The organism is Dactylosporangium fulvum (genome assembly GCF_025137375.1).
In the GTDB taxonomy this organism is placed as follows: Bacteria; Actinomycetota; Actinomycetes; order Mycobacteriales; family Micromonosporaceae; genus Dactylosporangium; species Dactylosporangium fulvum.
In genome coordinates, this window is record NZ_CP073720.1 from 2,611,001 (window position 1) to 2,636,158 (window position 25,158).

The window sequence follows — 25,158 nt, forward strand, 5'->3', positions numbered from 1 at the left end:
GACGTATGGTCACTCGAACCGGGTGAACCCCCGGCTGGGAATCGGTTCTCCACGTGCCGTCTGCCAGACTCGATGACATGCGGTCGGCGGCGGCGCTCCTGGTGATCGTCGGTCTGGTCGTCGGTGTGGTCGCCGGTGTTGTGGCCGCTCCCGCTCCCGCCTTTGCTCAGGAGCAGCGGGGCCCGGAGCAGGTCTGCCGCATCACCGACCCCGCCGTGACCGAGGTGTCCGGCATGGCGGTGATCCCCGGCGGCTACCTCGTCGAGAACGACTCCAGCCCCGACCCGCGCCGGACCCGCCTGTTCTTCCTGAACAGCGCGTGTGCGGTCACCCGCTCGATCGGCTACCCGACGACCGCCCGCGACCCCGAGGACCTGGCGATCGACCGGACCGGCACCGTCTGGGTCGCCGACATCGGCGACAACAGCCCGCTGTCCGGCGGCTCCGGCAAGCGGCGCAGCACGATCGCGCTGTGGACCCTCAAGCCCGGGGCGAAGCGCCCGGAGATCCACCGCCTGCGGTACCCCGACGGCCAGCCGCGCGACGCCGAGGCGCTGCTCATCGACGGTGCGGGCCGGCCGGTCATCGTCACCAAGGAGCCGGGCGGCGAGGTGTTCCGCCTCGACGGGCCGCTGCCGTCGGGCAACACCGCGGCCAACACCACCGGTGCCGACCTCACCGAGATCGGGCACTTCCAGCCCACCCGGACCGGCACCGACAACCCGCTCGGCTTCCTCGGCAGCGCGCTCATCACCGGGGCGGCGGTGTCGCCCGACGGCACGCGGGCGGTCGTCCGCACGTACTCCGACGCCTACGAGTTCGAGGTCACCGGCGGCGACGTCGCCAAGGCCATCACCACCGGCCGGCCGAAGGTCACGCCGCTGCCCGACGAGCCGCAGGGCGAGGCCGTCGCGTACAGCCCCGACGGCAACAGCATCCTGACCGTCTCCGACCAGCCGGGGCCGGTGAGCATCCTGAAGTACGGCCTCCATCGGGAGACCGCCCGTCCGGCGCAACAGCCGGCGAGCGCGCCGCCCCCGGCCGAGGAGCGCGGACAGCGAGGTGTCCTGCTGGCCGGCGCCGCCGGGGTCGTGGCCCTGATGGCGGTCGCCGCCGTACGGCGGGCGCGCCGCCGCTGACCTGGCTGCTGACCTGACTGCTGACCGGGGTGCTGACGCACGGTGTCGACGTGATGCCGGTTCGCGTGACACGATCGCACCCAGATCAAGGGGGAGGGCGGTCGTGGTGCGCATCGAGGCCGAGCGGGCGACAACGCGCGACATGCGGCGGCGCAACCGGTCCACGCTGCTGTCCGAGCTGTTCTTCCGCGGCCCGCTCAGCCGCCACGACCTGAGCCGCATCACCGGGCTGAGCGCCGCGACCGCCAGCAGCGTCACCGCCGAGCTGCTGCAGGAGGGGCTGATCGTCGAGGCCGGGCAGATCGAGTCCGACGGCGGGCGGCCGCGGGTGCTGTTGCGGGTCGACCCGGACTACGGCCGGCTCGTCGGCGCGGACGTCGGCGAGACCGGCGTGAGGGTTGAGCTGTTCGACCTGGCGATGCGCCGCCTGGCGACGGTCGACGAGCCGCTGCCGTCGTCGCGGCCCGACCCGGAGGCGGTGGCCGGGCAACTGGTCGCGGGCATCGACGCGGTGCTCAAGGACGTCGACCCGGCCACGGTCCTCGGCGTCGGCATCGGGGTGCCCGGCACGGTCGAGCAGTCCGACCCCGTCCGGGTGTACGCGCCGACGCTCGGCTGGCGCGGCGTATCGTTCGACGGGCTGCTGCGCGACCGGGGCGTCACGGCGCCGCTGTTCGTCGAGAACGGCGCGAAGACGCAGGGCCAGGCCGAGATGTGGTTCGGCGCCGGGCGGGGCGCGGCCAACGCGGTCATCGTCCTCGTCGGCTCCGGCGTCGGCGCGGCCGTGATCACCAACGGCACGCTGTACCGCGGCGCGAGCAGCAGCGCGGGCGAGTGGGGCCACACGACCGTGGTCTACGGCGGCCGGCAGTGCCGGTGCGGCGCGCGAGGCTGCCTCGAGGCGTACGTCGGCGCGGAGGGCATCCTGGAGCGGTACCGTCAGCTGGACCCCGCCCACCCGGCCTCCGCCGACGAGCTCGCCGACGTGGCCGCGCTGATCGCCGCCGACACGCCCGCCGCCACCGGAATCCTGGCCGAGACGGCCGGCATGCTGGGCGCGGGTATCGGCAACCTGGTAAACCTGTTCAACCCGGAGCGCGTGGTGCTGGGCGGCTGGGCCGGCTTGGCGCTGGGCACCCGGCTGCTGCCGCAGATCCGCGCGGCGGCCGGCGAGCAGGCGCTGGAGCACCCGTTCGGCCAGGTCTCCATAGAGCTGTGCGAGCTGGGCCCGGACGCCGTGGCGTTCGGCGCCGCGACCCTCCCGATGGCCGAGCTCCTCCGCCGCGCCAGCCGCCCGGAGCGCTAGCCCCTCCTTCCCGCTGCGCGTCGCCGGGGCGCACTCTCCCTTCCCGCTGCGCGTCGCCAGGGCGCACTCTCCCTTCCCGCTGCGCGTCGCCGGGGCGCACCTGACGACCGACGGACGCCTGCGGGTCATGGACGCCTGGATCGGTTCTCGACGATGCCCGGTGCGTGGCTGGTGTCCGTGGCTGGGGTATGCGGCTGGTGTGCGCGGCTGGTGTGAAGCTGGCTGCTCGGCTGGTGTGTGTGGCTGGTTTGCTCGGCTGGTCTGTGCGACTGGTCTGTGCGACTGGTCTGTGCGGCAGACTTGCTCGGCTGGTCTGTGTGGCTGGTCTGTGCGCTGGTGTGCTCGGCTGGTCTGTGCGGCAGATTTTGCTCGGTCGGTGTGTGCGGCCGGTGTGTGCTCGTTCGGGGGTGCTGACCCGTCGGCCTCTCCGTTGTGCCGGTTACGTAGGCCGACCTGCAGTGGCGGTTGGGACATTTCCGGCATCTTGGTGCATCGACGCCTGACGATGAGTGTGATTTTTCATGATCGCGAAGACTTGTGGTCGCCCAGGCAGCACAAAGTCTTCGCGATCATGCCAAGTCGGCTGATCGCGCCTCGATGCTCGTCGATGGTGTCCCGATATTTGGTCGCACTGTGCGCCAGTGGGGCGTTGGCGTGCCTCGTGGCGACCGACTGCGGTGGTTGCGTCGCGGAGGGTGTTCGTGGTGCTCCCTCGCGTCGTCGCCATGGTTCGGCGCAACCGCGTCACCAGTCACCCGGTCACTGGTCGCCAGCTCATGATGATCGTCGATCACTGGTTCGTCGGTCTGTGGGTCGCTGGCGCTGGTCGCTGGCGCTGGCCGCTGCTGCCAGCCGGTGGTGCCACCAGCCGCTGTCGATGGTCGGTGTTGTTGGTCGCTGGCTGTGTTGTCGGTCTGGTGTCATGGTGTGGGGTCGGCTGCGGCCGGCTGCCTAGGGGAGTTCGCCGCCGTGTCCACTGTGGAGCTTCCGGCAGTTGTTCGGGCGGAGGCGGGTCCGGCGCGAAGGGTGTCGATCCTGCTCGTCGGCGTTCCCGGCGTGATGGTGCGGCACCGTCTGCTGTCCAGTCGGGCGTAAGGGTCCGGACAGTCCGGAAAACGGCGCGGCGCAAGGGCTTTCGTGAGCTGGGACACGTTCGATGTCGGGTGGCATACATCCGGGATTCAACGGGACGCCGGGGCGCATACGTTGCTCGCGTCCAGCCGAGATCCCGTGCCTCCCGCGGTACCACCATATGAAAGCGAATCCTCTCATGAAGCGTTTGCTGATCGCCGGTTCCATCGCCTGCGCCACGCTCCTGTTCACCGCCGCCTGCGGTGACGACAAGAAGGCCGACGCTCCCGCCGCGGCCGCGGCCGCCTCGGGTGCCGCCTCCGAGTCCGGCAGTGCGGCGCCGAGCGGGTCGGCGAAGGCCGGCTCCTCCGGCAAGGCCGGGCAGTTGCAGTACCAGACCGTCGCCAAGCTGACTGGCGAGCTGTTCACCAAGGATGCCGACTGCCCGGTCGGGCAGTGGGACGGTAACTCGACGGGCGTCGACCCGAAGTACCGTTCCGCGGTCGCCAATTTTAAGCAGTTCGACTGCTACAAGAAGCGGGGCGACATGCTGCCGCACCGCGGGCAGCAGGCCATCTACGTGGAGTTCAAGTCGGCGAACGCGGCAAAGGCGTACGCCCAGGACCAGGCCAAGGCCTATCCGACGCTCGTCGTCGGCAACACCGTCGTCGTGGCCGGCAGTGGGCTGAAGGACACCGACATGAAGGCTTACCTGGAAGCGGTCAACGAGACTGCGGGCGGGGCGGGTCAGATCCTCGCCTGAGTGCCGGCAAAAACCTTAAATCAGCAGGCCAGTACCTTAATTCGAGTCGCGTATTGACTTGTGGCCCGGGGTGGGAATAGCCTCCGGTGGATCTGTAAGGCAACCTCACAGATCTAGGTTCCCGCCCGCCCCGGGACCCGCCCCCGACATGGGTCCCCGCGGGCTGCCGCCCAGAAGGGACCAGCAGTGACCCCCTCCACCACCCGCCGCCGGCTGCCACGCCTGAGGATCGGTCTCGCCGTCACGGCGACCGTCCTCGTGGCCACCGGCATCGGCATCGTCAGTATGACCACCGCGTCGGCGGCCACCGTCGGCCAGATCACCGGCTACGGCGGCAAGTGCGTCGACGTCGCCGGCGCGAACAGCGCCAACGGCACGCAGGTGCAGCTGTACACCTGCAACGGCAGCAACGCCCAGCAGTGGACCGTCGCCGACGACGGCACGATTCGCGCCCTCGGCAAGTGTCTGGACGTCAACGCGGCCGCCACCGCGAACGGCACGAAGATCCAGATCTGGGACTGCAACGGCACGACCGCCCAGCAGTGGTCGAAGCAGTCCGACGGCACGCTGCGTTCGCTCGGCAAGTGCCTCGACGCGGCCGGTCCGAGCTCCGCCGACGGCACGAAGCTGCACCTGTGGGACTGCTTCGCCGCCGCGAACCAGCAGTGGGTCCTGCCCGGTGGCAGCAACCCGCCGACCAGCCAGCCGCCGACCAGCCAGCCGCCGACGAACCCGAACAACCCCGACCTCGGCCCGAACGTCACCATCTTCGAGCCGTCGACGCCGCAGTCGACGATCCAGAACCGGCTGAACCAGGTCTTCAACCAGCAGGTGACGAACCAGTTCGGGCAGGCGCGCTACGCGCTGCTGTTCAAGCCCGGCACCTACAACGTCGACGCGAACGTCGGCTTCTTCACGCAGGTCGCCGGCCTCGGCCTCACGCCCGGCCAGACCGTCATCAACGGCCGTGTCCACGTCGAGGCCGACTGGTGGCCGGACGGCTCGCAGAACGCCACCCAGAACTTCTGGCGCTCCGCCGAAGGTCTCGCCGTCAACCCGACCGGCGGCCTCGACCGGTGGTCGGTGTCGCAGGCCGCGCCGTACCGCCGGATGCACGTCCGCGGCAACCTGGCGCTGTCCGACGGCGGCTGGTCGTCCGGCGGCTGGATGTCCGACACGAAGGTCGACGGGCAGATCCAGTCCGGGTCGCAGCAGCAGTGGATCACCCGCAACTCGCAGATCGGCTCCTGGAACGGCTCCAACTGGAACCAGGTCTTCGTCGGCGTCCAGGGTGCCCCCGCGAACAGCTTCCCGAACCCGCCCTACACGACGGTCGGGCAGGCCCCGATCGTGCGGGAGAAGCCTTACCTGTTCGTCGACGGCGCCGGCGCGTTCAACGTCTTCGTCCCGGCCCTGCGCACCAACAGCTCCGGCACCACGTGGGCGAACGGCAACCCGGCCGGGCAGACCCTGTCGCTGTCGACGTTCTACATCGTCAAGCCCGGTGACAACGCCGCGAACATCAACGCCGCTCTCGCCTCCGGCAAGAACCTGCTCGTCACGCCGGGCGTCTACAACCTCAACCAGACGATCAACATCACCCGGCCGGACACCGTCGTGCTCGGCCTGGGCCTGGCGACGTTCGTGCCGCAGAACGGCATCGTCGCGATGCGGGTCGCCGATGTCGACGGGGTGAAGGTCGCCGGGATTCTCTTCGACGCCGGCACGACCAACTCACCCGTCCTCATGGAGGTCGGCCCGAACGGGTCGAGCGCCTCCCACGCCGCCAACCCGACGTCGCTGCACGACGTGTTCTTCCGCATCGGCGGCTCCATCGCCGGCAAGGCCACCGTCAGCCTGCAGGTCAACAGCCACAACGTGATCGGCGACCACATGTGGATCTGGCGGGCCGACCACGGCAACGGCGGCACCGTCGGCTGGAACATCAACACGGCTGCGAACGGTCTGATCGTCAACGGCAACGACGTCACCATGTACGGGTTGTTCGTCGAGCACTACCAGCAATTCCAGACCATCTGGAACGGCAACGGCGGACGCACGTACTTCTACCAGAACGAGATCCCCTACGACGTGCCGAACCAGGCCAGCTGGTCCAGCGGCGGCGGGGCGCAGGGCTGGGCCGCCTACAAGGTCGGCAACAACGTCACCAGCCACGAGGCGTGGGGCCTGGGCAGCTACTGCTACTTCAGCACCAACCGCAGCGTGGTGCTGGGCCACTCGTTCGAGGTGCCCAACAACCCGAACGTCAAGTTCCACAACATGGTGACCGTCTCGCTCGGCGGCGTGGGCACGATCGCCCGCATCATCAACAACACCGGCGGCCCGTCGAACTCCACGACGAACGTCGCCAACTGGGTCAACTACCCGTAGTAGTCGTTCTCCTGGATGACGGCCCCGCCCCGGCGCTCGCCGGGGCGGGGCTTAGTCTTTGCGGCGTGCTGACCGTGCTCATCCTCGGCGGGACGGGTGAGGCGCGGCGGCTGGCCGCGGCGCTGCCGCCCGGGCTGCGGGTCGTCACGTCGCTCGCGGGCCGGGTCACGCAGCCGGTGCTGCCGCCGGGTGAGGTCCGCGTCGGCGGCTTCGGCGGTGCGGCCGGGCTGGCCGCCTACCTGACCGCCGAGCGTGTCGACATTGTCGTGGACGCCACACACCCGTTCGCCGCCCGGATGAGCGGCAACGCCGCCGAGGCGGCCGCCACCACCGGCGTGCCACTGCTGGTCCTGCGCCGTCCCGGCTGGACGGAGCGGCCCGGCGACCGCTGGCACCGCGTTCCGGACCTGCCCGCGGCGGCCGTCGCCGTCGCCGGCGCGGACCGGGTGTTCCTGACGACGGGCCGCCAGGGCCTGTCGGCGTTCGCCCACCTGACCCGGCCGTGGTTCCTGGTGCGCAGCGTCGACCCGCCGGAGCCGCCGACCCCGCCGAGGATGGCGACGCTGCTCGACCGCGGCCCGTTCACGGTGGCGGGTGAGACGGCGCTGTTGCGGGACCATGCGATCGAGGTCCTGGTGACGAAGGACAGCGGCGGCGGGATGACCGTGGCGAAGCTCACGGCCGCGCGTGACCTGGGCCTGCGGGTCGTCATGGTCGACCGCCCCCCACTGCCGCCGGGCGCGGTCACGGTCCCGACGGTGGAGGCCGCCCTGGAACACCTCCTCGGCGCCGGAGCAGCCTGACCGGGCTGCTCAGGGTGGGGCTGCTCAGGGCGGGGCTGCTCAGGGCGGGGCAGGTCGGGGCGGGGCCGGTCAGCGGGAGCGGGCCGGCTGGTCGGCCAGCAGTTCGGCCAGGCGGGCGCCGTCGCGCTGGGCCTGGCCGGCGCAGCAGGTGTTCATGAGCACGTGGACCTCGTCCGCGTCCTCCGACAACCGGCGCAGCCGGGCCGCCCAGTTCCGCAGCTCCTGCTCCGAGTACGCGTAGCGGAACTTGTCCTCCTTCGAGCCGCGCGCCCAGTCGGGGCTGTGGCCGTGGAACCGGACGACCGCCGGCTCCGCCGTCACCGCCAGCAGCGGGGGCACCGACGACGGGTGGCCCTGCGGCATGTCGACGCAGACGTACGACGCCCCGGCGCTCTGCAGCATGAGCAGGGTCTTCAGGGCCCGGTCGCCCTGGAACCACGAGCCGTGGCGCAACTCCACCGCGGCGGGGTGGGGCTGGCAGCGCTCGACGGTGTCGAGGATCCGGCGCATCGCCGCCTCGCCGTGCGCGAACCACTGCGGGAAGCCGAGCTGGATCACGCCGAGCCGGCCGGCGACCGCGAGCGGGTCCAGGGCGTCGTGGAAACGCTGCCACAGCTCGTCGACGGTCTCGGGTGGCAGGTCGCTACGGCGCACGGTGCCGTTCGGCGGCGCCGACGGCGGGCGCAGGTCCTTCGGCAGCGTCGCCACGCGGACGTGGTGGCCGGTGAAGAGGCCGAACGCCTTGACGTCGAAGGTGAAGCCGTCCGGGGTCGCGAGCGCCCACGACGCCGTCGTCTCCGGCGCCGGGATCGCGTAGTAGCTCGTGTCGGCCTCGACGAGGTCGAAGCGGCCGGCGTAGTACGCGAGACGCTCGGCCGGCGTGCGGACGCTGCGCGGATACCACCCCGAGGTGAGCAGTTCCCGATCGGCCCAGGAGGACGTACCGACCCGAATCACACTCATGTGATCCAGTTCACCGCGCGGCGCGGCGGACGGCAACCCGGGGGGAGCGAGCTCAAGAGGGAACGAGCTCAAGAGGGAACGAGTTCAGGCTGGGTACCGCCGCGGGGTCCACACCACCGGCGTGCCGGTGCCCCGGTCCTGCAGCCGCGTCTGCGAGGAGCCGACGATGAGCAGTGTGCGCATGTCCACGTCGCCGGGTCGCAGCTCGGCCAGGCGCACCACGTGCACCCGCTCACCCGAGCCGCCCACGTCGCGGCCCAGCACCACGGGCGTGTCCGGCGAGCGGTGCGCGAGGAGCAGGTCGCGGGCCGCCTCCACCTGCCAGGTGCGGCTCTTCGAGCCGGGGTTGTAGATCGCGATCACCAGGTCGGCCTTCGCGGCGGCCTCCAGGCGGGCGGCGATGACCTCCCACGGCTTGAGCCGGTCGGACAGGGACAGCACGCAGAAGTCGTGGCCCAGCGGTGCGCCGACGCGGCTGGCCACGGCCTGGGCCGCGGTGAGGCCGGGCAGCACCCGGACCGGGACGTCCTTCCAGCGCGGCTCGGCGGCGACCTCCAGCACGGCGGCGGCCATCGCGAACACACCCGGGTCGCCGGACGAGACGACCGCGACCCGGCGGCCGTCCTTGGCGAGGGCCAGCGCGAACTCGGCGCGCTCGGCCTCGACCCGGTTGTCGGAGGCGTGCCGGCGCTGGCGCGGGTTGGCCGGCACCCGGTCGAGGTACGGGCCGTAGCCGACCAGGTCGTCGGCCGCCTCGACGGCCGCGAGGGCCTCGGGGGTCAGCCAGTCACGGCCGGCCGGGCCGAGCCCGACGACAACCACCTCGCCGGCGGGTCCGGGGCGCGGCGTGGTCTGGGGCGCCTCCCGCAGGGCCGCGGCGGTCTCGTCGTGGACGCGGCTGGGCAGCAGTGCGAGGGAGAAGTACGGCACCGTGGCCGGATCGACGTCGGCCAGCGGGACGGCGCGCTCCTTGTCGGTGGTGGCGCGTTCGACGTACCACGCCTCGTCGAGCCGGCCGGTGCGCGCGAGCGCGTCGCGGACCTTGCCGAAGGTCCGGCCCAGCTTCATGATCGCCGCCGAGTCGGTGGCGGCGAGCCGCTCGGCGAGGGTGTCGGCGGGCAGGGTGCCCGGCAGCACGGTCAGCACCTCGTCGCGCTCGACGAGCGGCCGGCCGAGCACCGCGGCGGCGCCGGCCACCGACGTGACGCCGGGGACGACCTCCGTCGGGTACCGCTGGGACAACCGCTTGTGCATGTGCATGTACGAGCCGTAGAACAGCGGGTCGCCCTCGCACAGCACGACCACGTCGCGCCCGGCGTCGAGGTGGGCGGCCAGGCGCGCGGCCCAGGCGTCGTAGTGCTCCTCGATGACCGTCCGGTAGTCGGCGGTGTCCTCGGTCGTGACCGGGTAGACGAGGGCCTCCTCGATCTGGCCCTCCCGCAGGTAGGGCGCCGCGATCGAGCGGGCGATGCTGCGGCCGTGGCGGGCGCTGTGGTATGCGACGACCGGGGCCGCCGAGATCAGCCGGGCGGCCTTGACCGTCATCAGCTCGGGGTCGCCGGGGCCGAGGCCGACGCCGAACAGCCGCCCTGGTCGGCCAGCGTTGTCCACTGTGGTCATTCCTTCTCGCTCGCGATCGCGTTGACGGCGGCGGCCGCCATGGCGCTGCCGCCGCGGCGGCCGTGCACCACCAGGTGGTCCAGGCCGGACCCGGCGAGCGCCACCTTCGACTCGGCGGCGCCGATGAAACCGACCGGGATGCCGAGCACCGCCGCCGGCCGGGGCGCGCCCGCGGCGACCAGCTCGAGGAGGCGGAACAGCGCGGTCGGCGCGTTGCCGATCGCGACCACGGCGCCGCCGAGCCGGTCGCCCCACAGGTCCAGCGCCGCCGCGCTGCGGGTGGTGCCGAGGCCGGCGGCGAGGCCGGGCACGCGCGGGTCCCGCAGGGTGCAGATCACCTCGTTGCTGCGGGGGAGGCGGGCCCGGGTGACCCCGGAGGCGACCATCTCGGCGTCGCAGAGGATCGGCGCGCCGTCGCGCAGCGCCTGCCGGGCGCGCGACACCACACCGGGGGAGAAGGCGACGTCCTGCGGCAGGTCGACCATGCCGCAGGCGTGGATCATGCGCACGGTCACCTGCGCCACCTCGGCGGGCAGCGCGGACAGGTCGGCCTCGGCACGGATCGTGGCGAAGGAGCGCTTGTAGATCTCGGCGCCGTCCTTGACGTACTCCATCACCGCTCGGCCCGCCGGTATCCCGACCCTGTCGCCAGCATCTCCACGTGCCTTCCTCTCGGCGCGCCGCAGCGCCGCTCGCAACCGACCCAGTGCACCGGCGGCGCCTCCGGAGCACCATCGCCGGCACGGGTCGTGAACCCGGTCGTGAACCCGGCCGCGACGGCGGCGCGGGCGTCCGCGCGGACGTCGGCGAGCGCCTTGGCGCAGCCCGGCCGGCCGGCACAGGCGGTGACGCCGGCCCACGGCGACGCGGGATCGGCGACCAGCCCGGCGGCGGCCAGCCGCTCGACCGCCAGGTCAGCTTCATCCATCGGTACGTGCGGCAGGACGACGGTCCGCCACGGCGTGACGATCATCTCGTTCGCGACCCCTGCCAGAGCTTCTGCCTGGTCCGGGGTGAGCAGCCCGAGCGGGGCGACCACGACGATCGCGGCGGTGCCGTCGGCCTGCCGGATGAGCCCGACCGGGGTGGGCCGCGGCGGATCGGCGCGGCGCGGGCCGGCCTCGGTGCCGAGCCGGGCCGCGACCCGCGCCGGGCCGCCGTCCAGCTCCGCCAGCCGCCAGGCCGCCGAGCCCTGCCCGGCCCGCTCGGCGAGGAACGCGAGTGCCGCCTTCACCAGCAGGCCGGCACCGCCGCGGAGGGGCGTCGGCGCCTGTGCGAGCAGCAGCCGGCCGCCGTGCAGGCCGACGTCGCCGCCGAGCCCGGTGACGTCGCCGCGGCCGTCGTCGATCGTGACCAGGAACCGCCCCGGGAGCCCGGCCAGCTCCGGGGTGGCGCACAGGGCGGCGTCGAACTCGCGGACCAGCTCGCGCAGGTCGGCGCCAGCGCCGTCGAGGCCGCCCAGCGGGCTGGCGACGATGTTGCGGACCCGCTCGTGGGTCTCCGACGGCAGCAGGCCCGCTTCGTGCAGCAGCGCCGCGAGCCGCTGCGGCGCCCCCTCGCGCAGCGCCCTGACCTGGACGTTTCCCCGCGAGGTCAGCTCCAGCACCGGGTCGCCGAGCGCCGCTGCCGCGGACCGCAGCACGCCCAGCTGCGCCGCGGTGAGCCGCCCGCCGGGCAGCCGCACCCGCGCCAGGCCGCCGTCGGCCGCCGCGTGGACCTGCACGGCGCCGGGGCATCGGTCGGGAGCGTCACGTCTGCTGGCGGCCTGCACGCGCCGGATACTACCTGCGCTTGACGCGGGCGAGCCGCGTCCAGGAGAGTTGGCGGTGCTGTAACGGCGACGGGTGGAGGAAGCCGGTGGAAGTCCGGCGCGGTCCCGCCACTGTCACCGGGGAGTGAGCCTCCGACGACGGCCACCGGGTCCCGACCCGGGAAGGCCGGGGGCGAGCGGTGATCCGGGAGCCAGGAGACTCTCCGGCGCCGACCCATCCACGGACTTGGGGCGCGGACCCCGAGGGAGGACCCTGGCGTGATCCTGCTGTTGTCGACGTCCGACACCGACCTGCTCAGCGCGCGTGCCAGCGGCGCCGCCTACCGGCCGGCCAACCCCGCCCGCACCGCCGTCGAGGACCTGCCCGAGCTGCTCGACGGCGTCGACCTCGTCGTGGTGCGGATCCTGGGCGGCTACCGCGACTGGGAGGAAGGCCTCGACGCGCTGCTCGCCCAGCCGAAGCCGGTCGTGGTCCTGGGCGGTGAGCAGGCGCCCGACGCCGAGCTGATGCGCCACTCCACGGTGCCCGCCGGTCTCGCCGCCGAGGCCCACGCCTACCTGGCCTTCGGCGGCCCGGCCAACCTCGCCGAGCTGCACCGCTTCCTCTCCGACACGGTCCTGCTGACCGGCGAGGGCTTCGAGCCGCCGGTCGAGACCCCCGCGTGGGGCCGGCTGGACCGGGAGCCCGCCGCGGGTGAGGGGCCGACCGTCGCGGTCATCTACTACCGCGCCCACCACGTCGCCGGGAACACGGCGTTCGTCGAGGCGCTGTGCGACGCGATCGAGGCGGAGGGCGGCCGGGCACTGCCGGTGTTCGCGTCGTCGCTGCGCACCGCACCCCAGGATCTGCTCGACACGCTGCGGCGGGCCGACGCGCTCGTCGTCACCGTGCTCGCCGCCGGCGGCACCCGCCCCGCCGACGCGCAGGCCGGCGGGGAGGACGAGGCGTGGGACGTCGGCGCCCTCGCCGCGCTCGACGTGCCGATCCTGCAGGGCCTGTGCCTGACGAGCAGCCGCGCGTCCTGGGAGGGCAACGGCGACGGGCTGTCCCCGCTCGACACCGCCACCCAGGTCGCCATCCCCGAGTTCGACGGGCGGCTCATCACGGTGCCGTTCTCGTTCAAGGAGATCGACGCCGACGGGCTCACCGTCTACGTCGCCGATCCGGAGCGCGCCGCCCGCGTGGCCGGCATCGCCGTCGCGCACGCCCGGCTGCGCCACCTGCCGCCCGGCGAGCGGCGGGTCGTGGTCATGCTCAGTGCGTACCCGACGAAACACTCGCGCATCGGCAACGCCGTCGGCCTCGACACGCCGGCCAGCGTGGTCCGCCTCCTCGACGCCATGCACCGGCAGGGGTACCGCGGCGCCGACCGCTTCCCGCAGGACGGCGACGGGCTGATCCACTCGCTCATCGCCGCCGGCGGCCAGGACGTCGACTGGCTGACCGAGGAGCAGCTGCGGGGCAACCCGATCCGCATCCCGGCGGCCCGCTACCGCGCCTGGTTCGGCACGCTGCCGGAGGAGCTGCGCACCGAGATCGAGCGGCACTGGGGGCCGGCGCCCGGCGAGCTCTTCGTCGACCGGTCGGCTGACCCGGACGGTGAGATCGTGCTCGCCGCGCTGCGCGAGGACAACATCGTGGTCATGGTCCAGCCGCCGCGCGGCTTCGGCGAGAACCCGGTCGCCATCTACCACGACCCGGACCTCCCGCCGAGTCACCACTACCTGGCGGCCTACCGCTGGCTGGCCGACGAGTTCGGCGCGCACGCGGTCGTCCACGTCGGCAAGCACGGCAACCTCGAGTGGCTGCCGGGCAAGACCGTCGGCATGTCCGCGGCCTGCGGCGCCGACGCGGCGCTGGGCAACCTGCCGCTCATCTACCCGTTCCTCGTCAACGACCCCGGCGAGGGCACCCAGGCGAAGCGCCGCGCCCACGCCACGCTGGTCGACCACCTGATCCCGCCGATGGCCCGCGCCGACAGCTACGGCGACATCGCCCGTCTCGAGCAGCTCCTCGACGAGCACGCGACGATCGCCGCGCTCGACCCGGCGAAGCTGCCCGCGATCCGCGCGCAGATCTGGACGCTCATCCAGGCCGCCCGCCTCGACCACGACCTCGGCCTCGCCGATCGCCCGCACGACGCCGAGTTCGACGACTTCCTGCTCCACGTCGACGGCTGGCTCTGCGAGGTCAAGGACGTCCAGATCCGCGACGGCCTGCACGTTCTCGGCGCGGCACCGGTCGGGGAGGCGCGCGTCGACCTGGTCCTCGCCATGCTCCGCGCCCGGCAGATGTGGGGCGGGCAGGTCGCGGCGCTGCCCGGCCTGCGGGAGGCGCTGGGCTTCGACGAGTCCGCACCCGACCGGCTCTCGGCCGACGAGGCCGAGGCGCGGGCGCGGGACCTGGTTTCCGCGATGGAAGCCCGCGGGTGGGACGTCGCCGCCATCTCCGACATTTCCGATAATCCGGAAGTGGTACGGGTGCTGCGGTTCGCCGCCGAGGAGATCGTGCCCCGGCTGGACCGCACCACCGACGAGCTCACGATGGTCCTGCACGCCCTCGACGGCGGTTACGTCCCGGCCGGCCCGAGCGGCTCCCCGCTGCGCGGCCTGATCAACGTGCTGCCGACCGGCCGCAACTTCTACTCCGTCGACCCGAAGGCCGTCCCCAGCCGGCTCGCCTGGGAGACCGGCCAGGCGATGGCCGACTCGCTGCTCGCCCGCTACCGCGCCGACCACGGCGAGTGGCCGCGCTCCGTCGGCCTGTCGATGTGGGGCACGAGCGCGATGCGCACCGCCGGCGACGACATCGCGGAGGCGCTCGCCCTGATGGGTGTGCGACCGGTGTGGGACGACGCGTCCCGCCGGATCGTCGGCCTCACCCCGATCGACCTGGCCGAGCTGGGCCGGCCCCGCATCGACGTCACGATGCGGATCAGCGGCTTCTTCCGCGACGCGTTCCCGCACGTGGTGGCCCTGCTCGACGACGCCGTGCGGCTCGCCGCCGGCCTCGACGAGACGCCGGAGGACAATTATGTGCGGGCCCACGTCCAGGCGTCGCTCGCGGAGCACGGCGACGAGCGCCGGGCCGCGCTGCGCATCTTCGGCTCGAAGCCGGGCGCCTACGGCGCGGGCATCCTGCCGCTCATCGACAGCCGGAACTGGCGCGACGACAAGGATCTCGCCGAGGTCTACGCCGTCTGGGGCGGCCACGCCTACGGCCGCGACCTCGACGGGCTCCCGGCCCGCGGTGACATGGAGAGCGCGTACCGCCGGATCTCCGTCGCGGTGAAGAACACCGACACCCGCGAGCACGACATCGCCGACTCCGACGACTACTTCCAGTACCACGGCGGCATGGTCGCCACGGTCCGCGCCCTCACCGGCCGGGCGCCGGCCGCCTACGTCGGCGACAGCACCAACCCCGACGCTGTGCGGACCCGCACGCTCAGCGAGGAGACCGCCCGGGTCTTCCGCGCCCGGGTGGTCAACCCGCGCTGGCTCGCGGCGATGCGCCGGCACGGCTACAAGGGCGCGTTCGAGCTGGCGGCGACGGTCGACTACCTGTTCGGCTTCGACGCGACCGCCGGGGTCGTCGCCGACTGGATGTACGAGAAACTGGCCGAGTCCTACGTCTTCGACCCGGACAACCGCAAGTTCCTCGACGAGTCCAACCCGTGGGCGCTGCACGGCATCACGGAGCGCCTCCTGGAGGCCGCCGACCGCGGCCTGTGGGAACACCCCGAGGAGTCCACATTGGATGCCCTGCGCCAGGTGTACCTCGAGACGGAGGGCGACCTGGAGGACGACGCCTGACCCGGCGCTCGACCGGAGCGCCCGTCAGGCCAGCCAGTGGTCCCACGGGTGGCGGCCCGGGCCGAAGCCGAACGACTCGGCCAGCGCGGCCGCGTCGGCGAAGCCCGCCGCCACCAGGTCGGGGCGGTGCGCGTCGCTGCCGAAGCTCACCGCCCGGCCGCCCTCCTCGCGCCACCAGCGCAGCAGCAGCGGCTCCACGGTGCGCCGCGTGTTGACCTCCAGCGCGCGGCCGGTGCCGGCCAGCGACCGCAGGACCGCCCGGAGTTCTTCCTCGAAGTCCACGGCGGCGAAGGTGTACCCCGCGGGGGTGTACCGCAGCGGGTAGTCGAGGTGCGTCAGCGCCTCGAACGACGGGCAGGTCTCGATGAGGCGGATCGTCTCGGCGAAGTAGTCCCGCAGCACCTCGGGCACCGGGCGGAGCAGGTACTCGTCCTCGACCAGGCGGTAGCGGCCGTCCACGGTGAGCGAGTGCAGGGACCCGATCACCCGCTCGAACGGGGCCGCGGCGAGCAGCGCGGCGGTCTCGCCGGCGAACCAGTGCGGTTCGCCCAGCTCGACCCCGGAGATGATCTTCAGGGCGGGGTACTTGTCGCGGCACCGTTCGATCGCCGCGAGGTACCCCTCCACGTCGAGCGGCGGCGGTACGAGATGCGTCTCGTCCGCCATGTGCTTCGTGAGCCGCTCGGGCAGCACCGCCGGGTCGACCGTCCAGGAGATGAAGTCGGTGTGCTCGGTGAACGCGATCGCCGGCAGCCCCAGCTCCACCGCCCGCGCGCAGGAGCCCTCCATGTCGCCGGTCGTCGTGTCCCAGGAGAACTCGGTGTGCGTGTGCAGGTCCGCGGGCAGCATGCCGCGATGGTGTCACGGGCGGCCGGCGACGATCACGCCCGGGTGGCGGGGCGTGCCAGGACCTCGCCGTGCAGGATCGACAGCCAGCCGTCGCCGTCGACGGCCCAGCGGCGCCAGCCGTCGGCGAGCCGCTCCAGTTCCTCCGCGGCCACGCCGCTCGCGAGGGCCTGCGCGGCCATCGCCGACGAGCGGACCCGGTCCGCCCACATGCCGCCCCACCACGCCCGGTCCGTCTCGTCGGCGAAGCACCAGGTGCTCGACGTCGCGGTGACCTCGGCGAAGCCCGCCTGCCGGGCCCACGACAGCAACCGGCGCCCCGCGTCGGGCTCGCCGCCGTTGGCGCGGGCCATCCGCTGGTACAGCGCCAGCCAGTCGTCGAGCTCCGGCAGCAGCGGGAACCAGGTGAACGCCGAGTAGTCGCTGTCGCGGACCGCCACGTAGCCGTCCGGCTTGCAGACCCGGCGCATCTCGCGCAGCGCCCGGACCGGGTCGGCGACGTGCTGGAGCACCTGGTGGGCGTGCACGACGCAGAAGGTCTCGTCGGGGAACGGCAGCTCGTGCACGTCGCCGACGACGAAGTCGACGTTGTCCGCGTGCCCGGCGCCGCCCCGGGTGACGTCGAGCGCCTCCGCGGTCGCCTCGAGGGCGGTCACGTGCCCGACCCGGCCGGCAAAGTCGGCGGTGATCGTTCCCGGACCCGCGCCGACGTCGAGCAGCGTCATGTGGGGCCGCAGGACCGGCAGCAGGTAGGCCGCCGAGTTCTCGGCGGTGCGCCAGCGGTGTGAACGCAGGACCGACTCGTGGTGTCCGTGGGTGTAGACGTTGCTAGCCATGTCCCGAACTGTAGTATTCGAATCCTGAATTCTGGGAGAGACTTCCCGGATCTTGAGACTACGCAAGATCGCGAAATGACCGGATGCTGCGCCACGTGCGGTCGAGGACATGAAAGGGCCGCCGGGAGGTTGCTCCCGGCGGCCCTTCCCGTCAGGTGCTACGGGTTGATGATGATCTGGAAGGTGGACGTGGTGTTGCGGATGTTCTCGGCGTTGTTCGAGAACGTCAGGTTGTTGAACGTGGCCGAGCCGACCGCCGGGCCCTGACCGGCCTCGGGCATCTCGTTGGCCCAGATACCGATGCCGGACTTGGCGTTGAACTGGTCACCGCTGCGCTGCGCGCCGCTGATGGAGATGTTGGTGAAGATGGTGTCAGTGACCGGGTTCTCCGGGGTCGTCGGCGAGGCGTACTTCGTCTGGAACATGATGCCGGAATACGTCGGGTCGACGATGTCCACATCGGACACCCGGATGCCGCGGAACTCCTTCGAGGCCGAGAAGCACCAGATCGCGCCGAACACCTGAGCACCCCAGAAGTGGCCGCCCGCACGGACGAGGGACGCGTTCTGGATGATCGTCGGCGTCGAACCGGGGCCGAACCCGACGAACGGGTAGCCGAAGTTCAGCGAGCTGATGGTGATGGCGGAGTACGTCAACGTGTCCGCGATGTAGAGGTTGCGGAACGTGTTGTTGTAGCCGCCGTACACCGCGAGACCGGCCGCGCGCCAGGTGAGCGTCGAGGTCAGGTTCTCCCACAGGTTGTCGTGGTTGCCCACCGAGCCGCCGCCGTCGGTCGCCGAGAACAGCGCGAAGGAGTCGTCACCGGTGCCTCGTGCGTCGAGGTTGCTCAGGTGCGTGTTGGTCGTGTCGTTGGTGAAGTTGATGGCGTCCGCGAACGTGTTGCGGATCCGGCTGTTGGTGATCGTGATGTTGTTGTTCTTCACGCCCCAGTACATGCAGACCGTGTGCTCGACCCAGACGTTGTCGATCGTCAGGTTCTGAATGTTCGACAGCTCGCCCCAGACCTTGCCGGGGCCGTCGATGCGCTCGATGTAGTTGCCGAAGAACGCGATGCCCTTGAACGACGAGCCGTTCGCCGAGCTTTCGAGCCGGAAGCCGGCGTCGGTGTTCTGCTGGCCCTGCGGTGTCTGGAACCTGGTGTACCAGGGGCCGGCGCCGACGACCTGGATCGCCTTGCCGTAGACCTGGAACTTGCCCGTCGTCTCGTAGGTGCCGGCGGGCAGGTAGATGCCGACGGCCGTGCTGCTCTGCCGCGCGGTGTCGAAGGCGTTCTGCACGTCCTGCTGGGTGAAGCCGGCCGGCACGATGTACTTCGCCGGGTCCGGGTTCGCGACCTGGGAGACCTGCTCGAGGTTGATGAAGTCGATCGTGAACGGGCCGCTGTTGGCGGCGTCCTTCTGCAGCTTGATCGTGCTACCGGCCGGCACCGTGCTGTTCAGCATGACGTTGGCCTCGTCGTAGATGTGCCGCGGTCCGCTGCCGGGGGAGTTGGTCGGCTGCGCCTCGTTGCCGTACAGCCACGCGTACTTCGACGTCAGCGAGATCGCCTTGTGGAACGTGCCGTTGACGTAGATGTTCAGCGTGGAGTTGGTGCCGTCCGGGATGGAGAACCGGGTGACGAGCGTGTTGGTGTCCGCCCGGGTCGTCCACTGCACGTACGAGCCCGTCGAGTTCAGCGTGACGGCCTTGCGGCCGGACGCCTCGCCGGCGGGGTCGCCGATGTCGCGGTTCGGGCCGATGACCTGAGCGCCGCTGCCGACGGTGCCGTCCTCGGCCTCGTACATGTCGTACGGCATGTTCGCGCCGCGGCCGACGAACAGCGGGCTGTCGCTGGTGTTGTTGGCCTGCTTGACCGGCAGCTCGTTGCCGTCGTTGGCGATCACGGTGCGGACCGTGTACTTGCCGTTGACCGCCGTCCACGTGCCGAGCGTGATCACCGGCGAGCTGGCGCCCGCGGCGATCGTGCCGGTGTAGGAGCCGGTGAGGTTGGCCACCGCCGTGCCGGCCGCGTTGCGCACGGTCAGCGTGACGCCGTGGGCGCCGGCGGCCGAGGCCTGGGTGCCCTGGTTCTTGATGACGACCCGGAAGGTGACGGTGTTGCCGCCCGACGGGTTGTTCGGCGACCAGGACACCGGGGAGGCGACCAGGTCGGAGCTCTGCACCGGCTGGACGGTCAGCGTCGTCGGGCTGGTGTAGCTGTTGTTGCCCTCGTTCTGCTCGATGACCGCGTTGGACTCGTCGACCTTCGCGCTCACCGTGTAGCTGCCCGCGGTGCGGGTGCCGATGTTCGCCGTGAACGTGCCCTGCGCCCCGGCCGCCAGGCCGGTGACGTTGGCGGTGCCGGCGAGGACGGTGCCCTGCGCGGTGGCGAGGTAGAAGTTCACGTTCGTCGCGCCGGACGCGGCGTTGCCCGCGTTGCGGACCGTCGCGGTCAGGCTGACCGAGTCGGTCTCCACCGGCGAGGCCGGGGACGCGCTGATGCCGGTGACCTGGAGGTCGGGGTTCGGCGCCGCGGTGCCGAAGACCTGGAACTCCGCGATCTGGCCCGACGGGGCGCCCGTGTTGGAGGTGATCCTCAGCTGGACGTCGGACGTGGTCGCGGTGACCGGGATGGTGACCGTGTTCTGCGAGGCCGGGTTGAACGTGTAGTTCGCCGCGCTGACCAGGTTGGTGTAGCCGGTCGCGGACTGCTCACGGCCGAGCACCTGGATGTTCTGGGTGCGGCTGCCCCACGCGCTGGACGGGTTGATCTTCAGCACGACCTGGGTGATCGTGTGGTTCGCGCCGAGCTTCACGGTGAGCGTCGCCGGGAAGCCGGCCGCGCCCTCCCAGTAGGTCGTCAGGTCGTTGTCGTTGGCGTTGCTCGGCACGAACGTGAACACCGAGCCGCTCGCCTCGATCGGCTTGCCGGCCGCGACGTTGGTGCCGGCCGGCGGGTTGCTGCCGGTCCGCGTGACGGTGTTGCTGTTCGCGGAGGTGTTGCCGGCGGCGTCGCGGGCCTGCACGTAGTACGAGACCGTCGCCGAGTCCGGCTGGCTGTCGGTGTAGGTGAGCACGTTGCCGGCGACGCTGCTGCGCAGGGTGCCGTTGGCGTAGATGTCGTAGCCGGTGACGCCGACGTTGTCGGTGGAGGCGGTCCAGGTGAGGCGGATCTGGCCGCTGGCCGGCTGGGTGTAGGCGAGGTTCCCGGGCGCGGTCGGCGCCTGGGTGTCCGGGGCCGTGCCGGTGCGGGTCACCGTGTTGCTGTTCGGCGACTGGTTGCCGGCGGCGTCACGCGCCTTCACGTAGTAGGAGACCGTCGCCGAGTCCGGCTGGGTGTCGGTGTAGGTGAGCACGTTGCCGGCGACGCTGCTGCGCAGGGTGCCGTTGGCGTAGATGTCGTAGCCGGTGACGCCGACGTTGTCGGTGGAGGCGGTCCAGGTGAGGCGGATCTGGCCGCTGGCCGGCTGGGTGTAGGCGAGGTTGCCCGGCGCGGTCGGCGCCTGCGTGTCACCGGTGCTCGGCCCGTAGACCTCCAGCTCGGACAGCTGCGCCGCGGTCCAGCCCGTGTTCGCCGAGATGCTGATCCGCACGTAGCGGGTCGTCGTCTGGGTGAACGGGATGGTCACCGTGTTGCCGGTGCCCGGCGCGAACGAGTAGCTCGCCGAGGCGACGATGTCGCTGAAGGTGGTGCCGTTGGTGCTGCCCTGCACGGTGACCGTCTGGCTGCGTGAGCCCCAGCCGGCCGGCAGCTTCAGCACGACCGAGTTGACGGGCACGGCGGCGCCCAGGTCGGCCTGCACCCACTGCGGGAAGGTGTTGTTCGTGCCCTCCCAGTAGCTGTTCTGGTCGCCGTCGCCGGCGTTGCCCGCGACGAACTGACCGTTGCTGGCGCTGGAGGAGAACGTCTTGCCGGCGGCCAGGTTGGTGCCGGAGGTGGAGACGCCGTAGATCTCGAACTCGGAGATCTGCGCGGCCGGCCAGCCGGTGTTGGCGGTGATGTTCAGCCGCACGTACCGGGTGTTGGTCGCGTTGAAGTTGATCGTCACCGTGTTCTGCGAGGCCGGGTTGAACACGTAGCCGACCGAGCCGACGATCGTGCTGAAGCCCGACCCGTCGAGGCTGCCCTGTACCGCCAGCGTCTGGGTGCGGGTCTGCCAGGCGGTGTCGTTCGGCAGCTTCAGCTTGATCTGGTCGATGTTGCGCGCGGTGCCGAGGTCGATCTGCGCCCACTGCGGGAAGCTGTTGTTGGCGCTCTCCCAGTACGTGGCCTGGTTGCCGTCGTTGATGTTGCCGATGCCGTTGGCGCCGTTGTTACTGCTCGACGTGGCGGGGCGGCCGCTGGAGAGGTTGGGTCCTCCAGCCGCCTCCGCCGGCAGGGTCTGTGCCGTCAGCGCGACCAAGGTGGCCACGGCGAACGCCGCGATCACCCTTCGCGTCACGTGCCTCTTCCTCATCGGGATCCTTCGGTGTCGTCTTGCGAGCGGGGTGTTGTTGCGGGGTTGGATGCGGGGTTGGAGCGGTCTGGCGGAGGGCGACTCGACCTGCGACCCGCGATGACGGGGAACGCATCGTGCGGAGGCTTTGGCGGTGGGGTCCGAGTCTTTTCGGAGTTGTTGCTTTTTGGAGGCGCCGCCGGTTCCTTGCGGGACGGCTGCTGGCCGGTGCGGTGCCGGCCGGGTCGGCGGGAGCGAGCCCGGGCGGGTCCCGGACGGGGTCACGGACAGGGTCACGGAACGGTCCGGGGGCCTGCGCGGTCTCGCGCGTGCGCGCAACGACGTTCAACCTGGTCGATGCCGGGTCGGGTCGTCGCGCGAGGTTGCGCAGGTGGCGCGCGACCCGGGAGCGCCGCGATACCGTAACGAACCCACAGCACGGTGGTGGCCTCTCCGTAGGCGGGGTGGGGCGATCGGCGGCGGGCTGGCGGGCCCACTGCGATCGAGTTGCGGAGAGTGGCGAAAGTCTGGCGATCGCTTGTAGGAATCTTGCACTGCGTTGGGCCAAATGTTGCAGACGTGCCACCGGTCCGTCAACGGTTGTCGCCCAAAATCCCCGGACGCTCCGGCGGCCTGCGGCATCGACAGGCGTGCCACCTGCGGATAGATCCTGGTCTTCGGTTCTGTCGCTTCCTGTGCGGTTCTTGCGTTCGAAGTTGCGCACATGTTCGCGACCGGGGCAGGTGAAGCGCATCGACAGCGCGCCGAGCTTCGAAACGTTCCTTATTCGTTGCCCACGGGTCTGGTGTTGCGGGGAGGTTTCGTGGTTGATTCGTCGGACTGACCGACGAATCAGGCGCGTCGATGGCCGCTGCGCGGGGAGGGACGCCGATGGTGAGCAAGGAGCGCGCCGGTGCCGGCTCTGCCGCGGAGCCGACCGACCAGCTCGCCCTGCGCCGCGCCAACCTGAGCCGGACACTGCGGCACATCCGCACCAACGGCCCGCGGTCCCGGGCGGCGATCGCGTCGGCCACCGGCTTGCACAAGGCGACCGTGTCCAGCCTCGTCGACGAGCTGCTGGCGCGCCGGCTGGTGCGCGAGATCGGGGTGGAGCACTCCGGCAGCGCCGGCCGGCCCGGGCGCGGGATCGCGCTGAGCCCCGACGTCGGCGCCATCGGCATCGAGATCAACGTCGACTACCTCGCCGTCCACGGCAGCGACCTCACCGGCCGCACGGTCATCGAGAAGCGGGTCAGCTTCGACGCCAAGCGCCGCGACGTGGAGCGCTGCCTCGACGACCTGACCGTCGCCGCGCAGCGGTCGCTCGCCGAGCTGACCCGGCGGGGCGTGACCCCGGTCGGGCTCACCGTCGCGGTCCCCGGCCTCGTCGACGTGGCCCGCGGCGTCGTCGTCCTCGCGCCGAACCTCGGCTGGCGGGACGTGCCCGTCGCCACCCGCCTCGCCCACGGGCTCGCGCCCGACCTGTGGATCGGCGTCGACAACGACGCCAACCTGGCGGCCCTCGCCGAGTACACGTGGGGCGTCGCCGCCGGCACCGACGACCTCGTCTACCTCACCGGCGAGGTCGGCGTCGGCGGCGGGGTGATCGTCAACGGCCGGCTGCTGCGCGGCGCCGACGGCTTCTCCGGCGAGGTCGGCCACCTGCCGGTCGAGCCGGGCGGCGACCGGTGCGGCTGCGGCCGGGTCGGCTGCTGGGAGACGAAGGTCGGCCTCGCCGAGCTCGTCCGGCGGGCCACGCCCGACGCCGCCTACGGCCTGGAGCAGGGCCCGATCCCGGACCCGGAGGAGCGGGTCGCCGAGGTCGTGCGCCGCCTCGCCGCCGGTGACCGGGGCGTCGCCGAGGCGGTCGCCGAGGTCGGCAAGTGGCTCGGGCACGGCGGCGCCATCCTGGTCAACCTGTTCAACCCGCGGGTGATCGTCCTCGGCGGCTACTTCGCGGAGCTCGCCGACCATCTCATCCCGTCGGCACAGGCCAACCTGGCCAGGCTCGCCGTCGCGAGCACCGCGGCCCGCTGCCACTTCGTCGCGTCACACCTCGGCTTCACGGCGGCGGCCCGCGGCGGCGCCGGGGTCGTGGTGGAGCGGATGATCGAGGACCCGACCGCGGTCGCGCTCACCGCACCCCCGCCGCTCGCGGGGGTGCGCTAGCTCCGGTCGGCGGCCACCGTCAGGTCCCGCAGCTCGAAGCCGGAGATGTCCGGCTTCATCGAGATCCGTGGCGGGCGCACCATCCGGATGCCCGGCAGCGCGAACAGCCTGGTCAGGAAGATGTCCGTCTCCTGGATCGCGACGTGCGCACCCGGGCAGCGGTGCGGGCCGTCGCCGAACGACAGGCCCATCGGCGTGACACCCGGCGCCACCGGACGCGCCGGGCACACCTCGGCCGGGCGGTCGCCGACGGCCTCCGGGTCGAGGTTCGTGGCGCTCACCGCCACGTCGACGACCTCGCCGGCCGGGATCGCGACGACCTCGCCGCCCGCGGGGACCAGCAGCTCGGCCGTCGTGCGGCGCTTGAGGTTGCCGACCACGGGCTCCAGGCGCAGCAGCTCGTGCAGGACGGCGAAGCGCTCGGGCTCGGGCGCCCGCAGGTACCGCTGCCGGAGCTCGTCATCGGTGAACAGGTGCCACGCGGCCAGGTTGATGAACTCGCGGGTCGTGACCATCCCCGCGGCGGCGAACGTGATGACCTCGCCCAGGATCTCGCCGTCGCGGCAGCCCTCGTCGATGAGGTGCGAGATCAGGTCGTCGCGGCGCTGCTCACGGCGGACCTTCACCGCGGGGCGCACGTCCTTGAGGTAGATGCCGAGGAACTGCAGGTTCTGCCGGAAGAACCAGCGGATGCCGGTCAGGCTGGTGAACCCCGGGCGGCCGAACTTCTCCGGGAAGAACCGCTGCAGCCGCTCGTCGATGCCCGGCCGGCTCTCGGTCAGCCCGATCACCGCGGCGGCGACGTCGATCGCGAGCCGGAAGCTCAGCGTCGGCAGGTCGGCGGTGCCGTCGCGGCGCAGGACGTCGAGCTGCGTCTCGGTGATGCGGACCATGAGGTCGCGGTAGCGCTCGTCGACCCGGCGCGGTGTGAAGAACCGCGCGGTCTGGCGGCGGTGCTCGCGATGCTCCGGGCCGTCGCGGTAGAGCACCGGGCGGCGGATGCGCGCGGGCAGGTTCTCCACGGTCTCCACGCCGAGGCCGGCCTGCCGCGTGTCGGTGCTACGCAGCACCGCCCGGCCGGCCGCGTGGCCGCGCACCCGCCACACCCCGTCCGCGCCCCGCTCGACCGGGCAGCCGACCTCCGTGCCCCCGCGGTCGATCTTGCGTGCGTTTTCATCGATCGACGTCACGTTCTTAGGATACGGGTGTTTTCGGTCGTACGGGTGTT

General features: G+C 71.9%; 15 protein-coding genes and 1 riboswitch. Of the genes, 7 read left to right on the plus strand and 8 right to left on the minus strand.

The window, feature by feature from the left end; genetic code table 11:
* Positions 1-77: 77 nt before the first annotated feature.
* From Dfulv_RS12200 to Dfulv_RS12220, 5 genes are all read left to right on the plus strand, one after another.
* Entirely contained in the window at positions 78-1,139 is a 1,062-nt protein-coding gene (locus Dfulv_RS12200; RefSeq protein WP_259862948.1) for a hypothetical protein, read from the plus strand.
* Between the two features lie 103 nt (positions 1,140-1,242).
* Positions 1,243-2,445: an ROK family protein gene (locus Dfulv_RS12205; protein ID WP_259862950.1), complete on the plus strand. Its 1,203-nt coding sequence runs from the start codon at positions 1,243-1,245 to the stop codon at positions 2,443-2,445.
* A 1,270-nt stretch (positions 2,446-3,715) separates the two neighbouring features.
* Positions 3,716-4,279 carry a hypothetical protein gene (locus Dfulv_RS12210; RefSeq protein WP_259862951.1) on the plus strand — a complete coding sequence of 188 codons (564 nt, stop codon included), beginning with the start codon at positions 3,716-3,718 and terminating at the stop codon, positions 4,277-4,279.
* A 186-nt stretch (positions 4,280-4,465) separates the two neighbouring features.
* Positions 4,466-6,670 (plus strand): ricin-type beta-trefoil lectin domain protein, encoded by a 2,205-nt coding sequence (locus Dfulv_RS12215; protein ID WP_319805789.1) that lies wholly within the window; start codon positions 4,466-4,468, stop codon positions 6,668-6,670.
* A gap of 65 nt (positions 6,671-6,735) precedes the next feature.
* Positions 6,736-7,473 (plus strand): cobalt-precorrin-6A reductase, encoded by a 738-nt coding sequence (locus tag Dfulv_RS12220; RefSeq protein WP_259862952.1) that lies wholly within the window; start codon positions 6,736-6,738, stop codon positions 7,471-7,473.
* A 69-nt stretch (positions 7,474-7,542) separates the two neighbouring features.
* Here the strand turns inward: Dfulv_RS12220 and Dfulv_RS12225 are convergent, their stop codons facing one another.
* The 4 genes from Dfulv_RS12225 to Dfulv_RS12240 all read right to left on the minus strand — a co-directional run bounded on the left by Dfulv_RS12225 (position 7,543) and on the right by Dfulv_RS12240 (position 11,827).
* The gene (locus Dfulv_RS12225) at positions 7,543-8,436 is read right to left on the minus strand and encodes a DUF72 domain-containing protein (protein WP_259862953.1); all 894 of its coding nucleotides are present in this window, start codon (positions 8,434-8,436) and stop codon (positions 7,543-7,545) included.
* An 84-nt stretch (positions 8,437-8,520) separates the two neighbouring features.
* Positions 8,521-10,056, minus strand: coding sequence for a precorrin-2 C(20)-methyltransferase (locus tag Dfulv_RS12230; protein WP_259862954.1), 1,536 nt, complete (start codon positions 10,054-10,056; stop codon positions 8,521-8,523).
* On the minus strand, positions 10,053-10,670 hold the full coding sequence (locus tag Dfulv_RS12235) for a precorrin-8X methylmutase (protein WP_259862955.1): 618 nt from the start codon (positions 10,668-10,670) through the stop codon (positions 10,053-10,055). The genes Dfulv_RS12230 and Dfulv_RS12235 overlap by 4 nt, the downstream gene beginning before the upstream one ends.
* Positions 10,670-11,827 (minus strand): precorrin-3B synthase, encoded by a 1,158-nt coding sequence (locus tag Dfulv_RS12240; protein ID WP_259862956.1) that lies wholly within the window; start codon positions 11,825-11,827, stop codon positions 10,670-10,672. Before Dfulv_RS12240 ends, Dfulv_RS12235 begins: the two co-directional genes overlap by 1 nt.
* Positions 11,828-11,880: 53 nt before the next feature.
* Positions 11,881-12,049: riboswitch (cobalamin riboswitch) on the plus strand.
* Positions 12,050-12,085: 36 nt separating this feature from the next.
* On the opposite strand from Dfulv_RS12240, the gene cobN reads away from it, so the two are divergent.
* Entirely contained in the window at positions 12,086-15,643 is a 3,558-nt protein-coding gene (gene cobN / locus Dfulv_RS12245) for a cobaltochelatase subunit CobN (protein WP_259862958.1), read from the plus strand.
* Between the two features lie 24 nt (positions 15,644-15,667).
* Here the strand turns inward: cobN and Dfulv_RS12250 are convergent, their stop codons facing one another.
* From Dfulv_RS12250 to Dfulv_RS12260, 3 genes are all read right to left on the minus strand, one after another.
* The gene (locus Dfulv_RS12250; protein ID WP_259862960.1) at positions 15,668-16,492 is read right to left on the minus strand and encodes a PHP domain-containing protein; all 825 of its coding nucleotides are present in this window, start codon (positions 16,490-16,492) and stop codon (positions 15,668-15,670) included.
* A gap of 32 nt (positions 16,493-16,524) precedes the next feature.
* A complete protein-coding gene (locus Dfulv_RS12255) occupies positions 16,525-17,325 on the minus strand; it encodes a class I SAM-dependent methyltransferase (protein ID WP_259862961.1) in 801 nt (266 codons plus the stop codon).
* 158 nt (positions 17,326-17,483) lie between these two features.
* Positions 17,484-21,782 (minus strand): discoidin domain-containing protein, encoded by a 4,299-nt coding sequence (locus tag Dfulv_RS12260; RefSeq protein WP_259862962.1) that lies wholly within the window; start codon positions 21,780-21,782, stop codon positions 17,484-17,486.
* A gap of 870 nt (positions 21,783-22,652) precedes the next feature.
* Between Dfulv_RS12260 and Dfulv_RS12265 the strand changes: the two genes are divergently transcribed.
* A complete protein-coding gene (locus Dfulv_RS12265) occupies positions 22,653-23,930 on the plus strand; it encodes an ROK family transcriptional regulator (RefSeq protein ID WP_259862963.1) in 1,278 nt (425 codons plus the stop codon).
* On the opposite strand, the gene Dfulv_RS12270 is transcribed toward Dfulv_RS12265, so the two are convergent.
* A complete protein-coding gene (locus Dfulv_RS12270; RefSeq protein WP_259862964.1) occupies positions 23,927-25,120 on the minus strand; it encodes a cytochrome P450 in 1,194 nt (397 codons plus the stop codon). The genes Dfulv_RS12265 and Dfulv_RS12270 overlap by 4 nt on opposite strands.
* Between the last annotated feature and the right edge of the window lie 38 nt (positions 25,121-25,158).

Coding starts and splice junctions, on each gene's coding strand:
- Dfulv_RS12235 (WP_259862955.1), bottom strand. CDS start 10,670: ATGGAGTACGTCAAGGACGGCGCCGAGATCTACAAGCGCTCCTTCGCC.
- Dfulv_RS12200 (WP_259862948.1), top strand. CDS start 78: ATGCGGTCGGCGGCGGCGCTCCTGGTGATCGTCGGTCTGGTCGTCGGT.
- Dfulv_RS12255 (WP_259862961.1), bottom strand. CDS start 17,325: ATGGCTAGCAACGTCTACACCCACGGACACCACGAGTCGGTCCTGCGT.
- Dfulv_RS12210 (WP_259862951.1), top strand. CDS start 3,716: ATGAAGCGTTTGCTGATCGCCGGTTCCATCGCCTGCGCCACGCTCCTG.
- Dfulv_RS12265 (WP_259862963.1), top strand. CDS start 22,653: ATGGTGAGCAAGGAGCGCGCCGGTGCCGGCTCTGCCGCGGAGCCGACC.
- Dfulv_RS12250 (WP_259862960.1), bottom strand. CDS start 16,492: ATGCTGCCCGCGGACCTGCACACGCACACCGAGTTCTCCTGGGACACG.
- Dfulv_RS12225 (WP_259862953.1), bottom strand. CDS start 8,436: ATGAGTGTGATTCGGGTCGGTACGTCCTCCTGGGCCGATCGGGAACTG.
- Dfulv_RS12260 (WP_259862962.1), bottom strand. CDS start 21,782: ATGAGGAAGAGGCACGTGACGCGAAGGGTGATCGCGGCGTTCGCCGTG.
- Dfulv_RS12230 (WP_259862954.1), bottom strand. CDS start 10,056: ATGACCACAGTGGACAACGCTGGCCGACCAGGGCGGCTGTTCGGCGTC.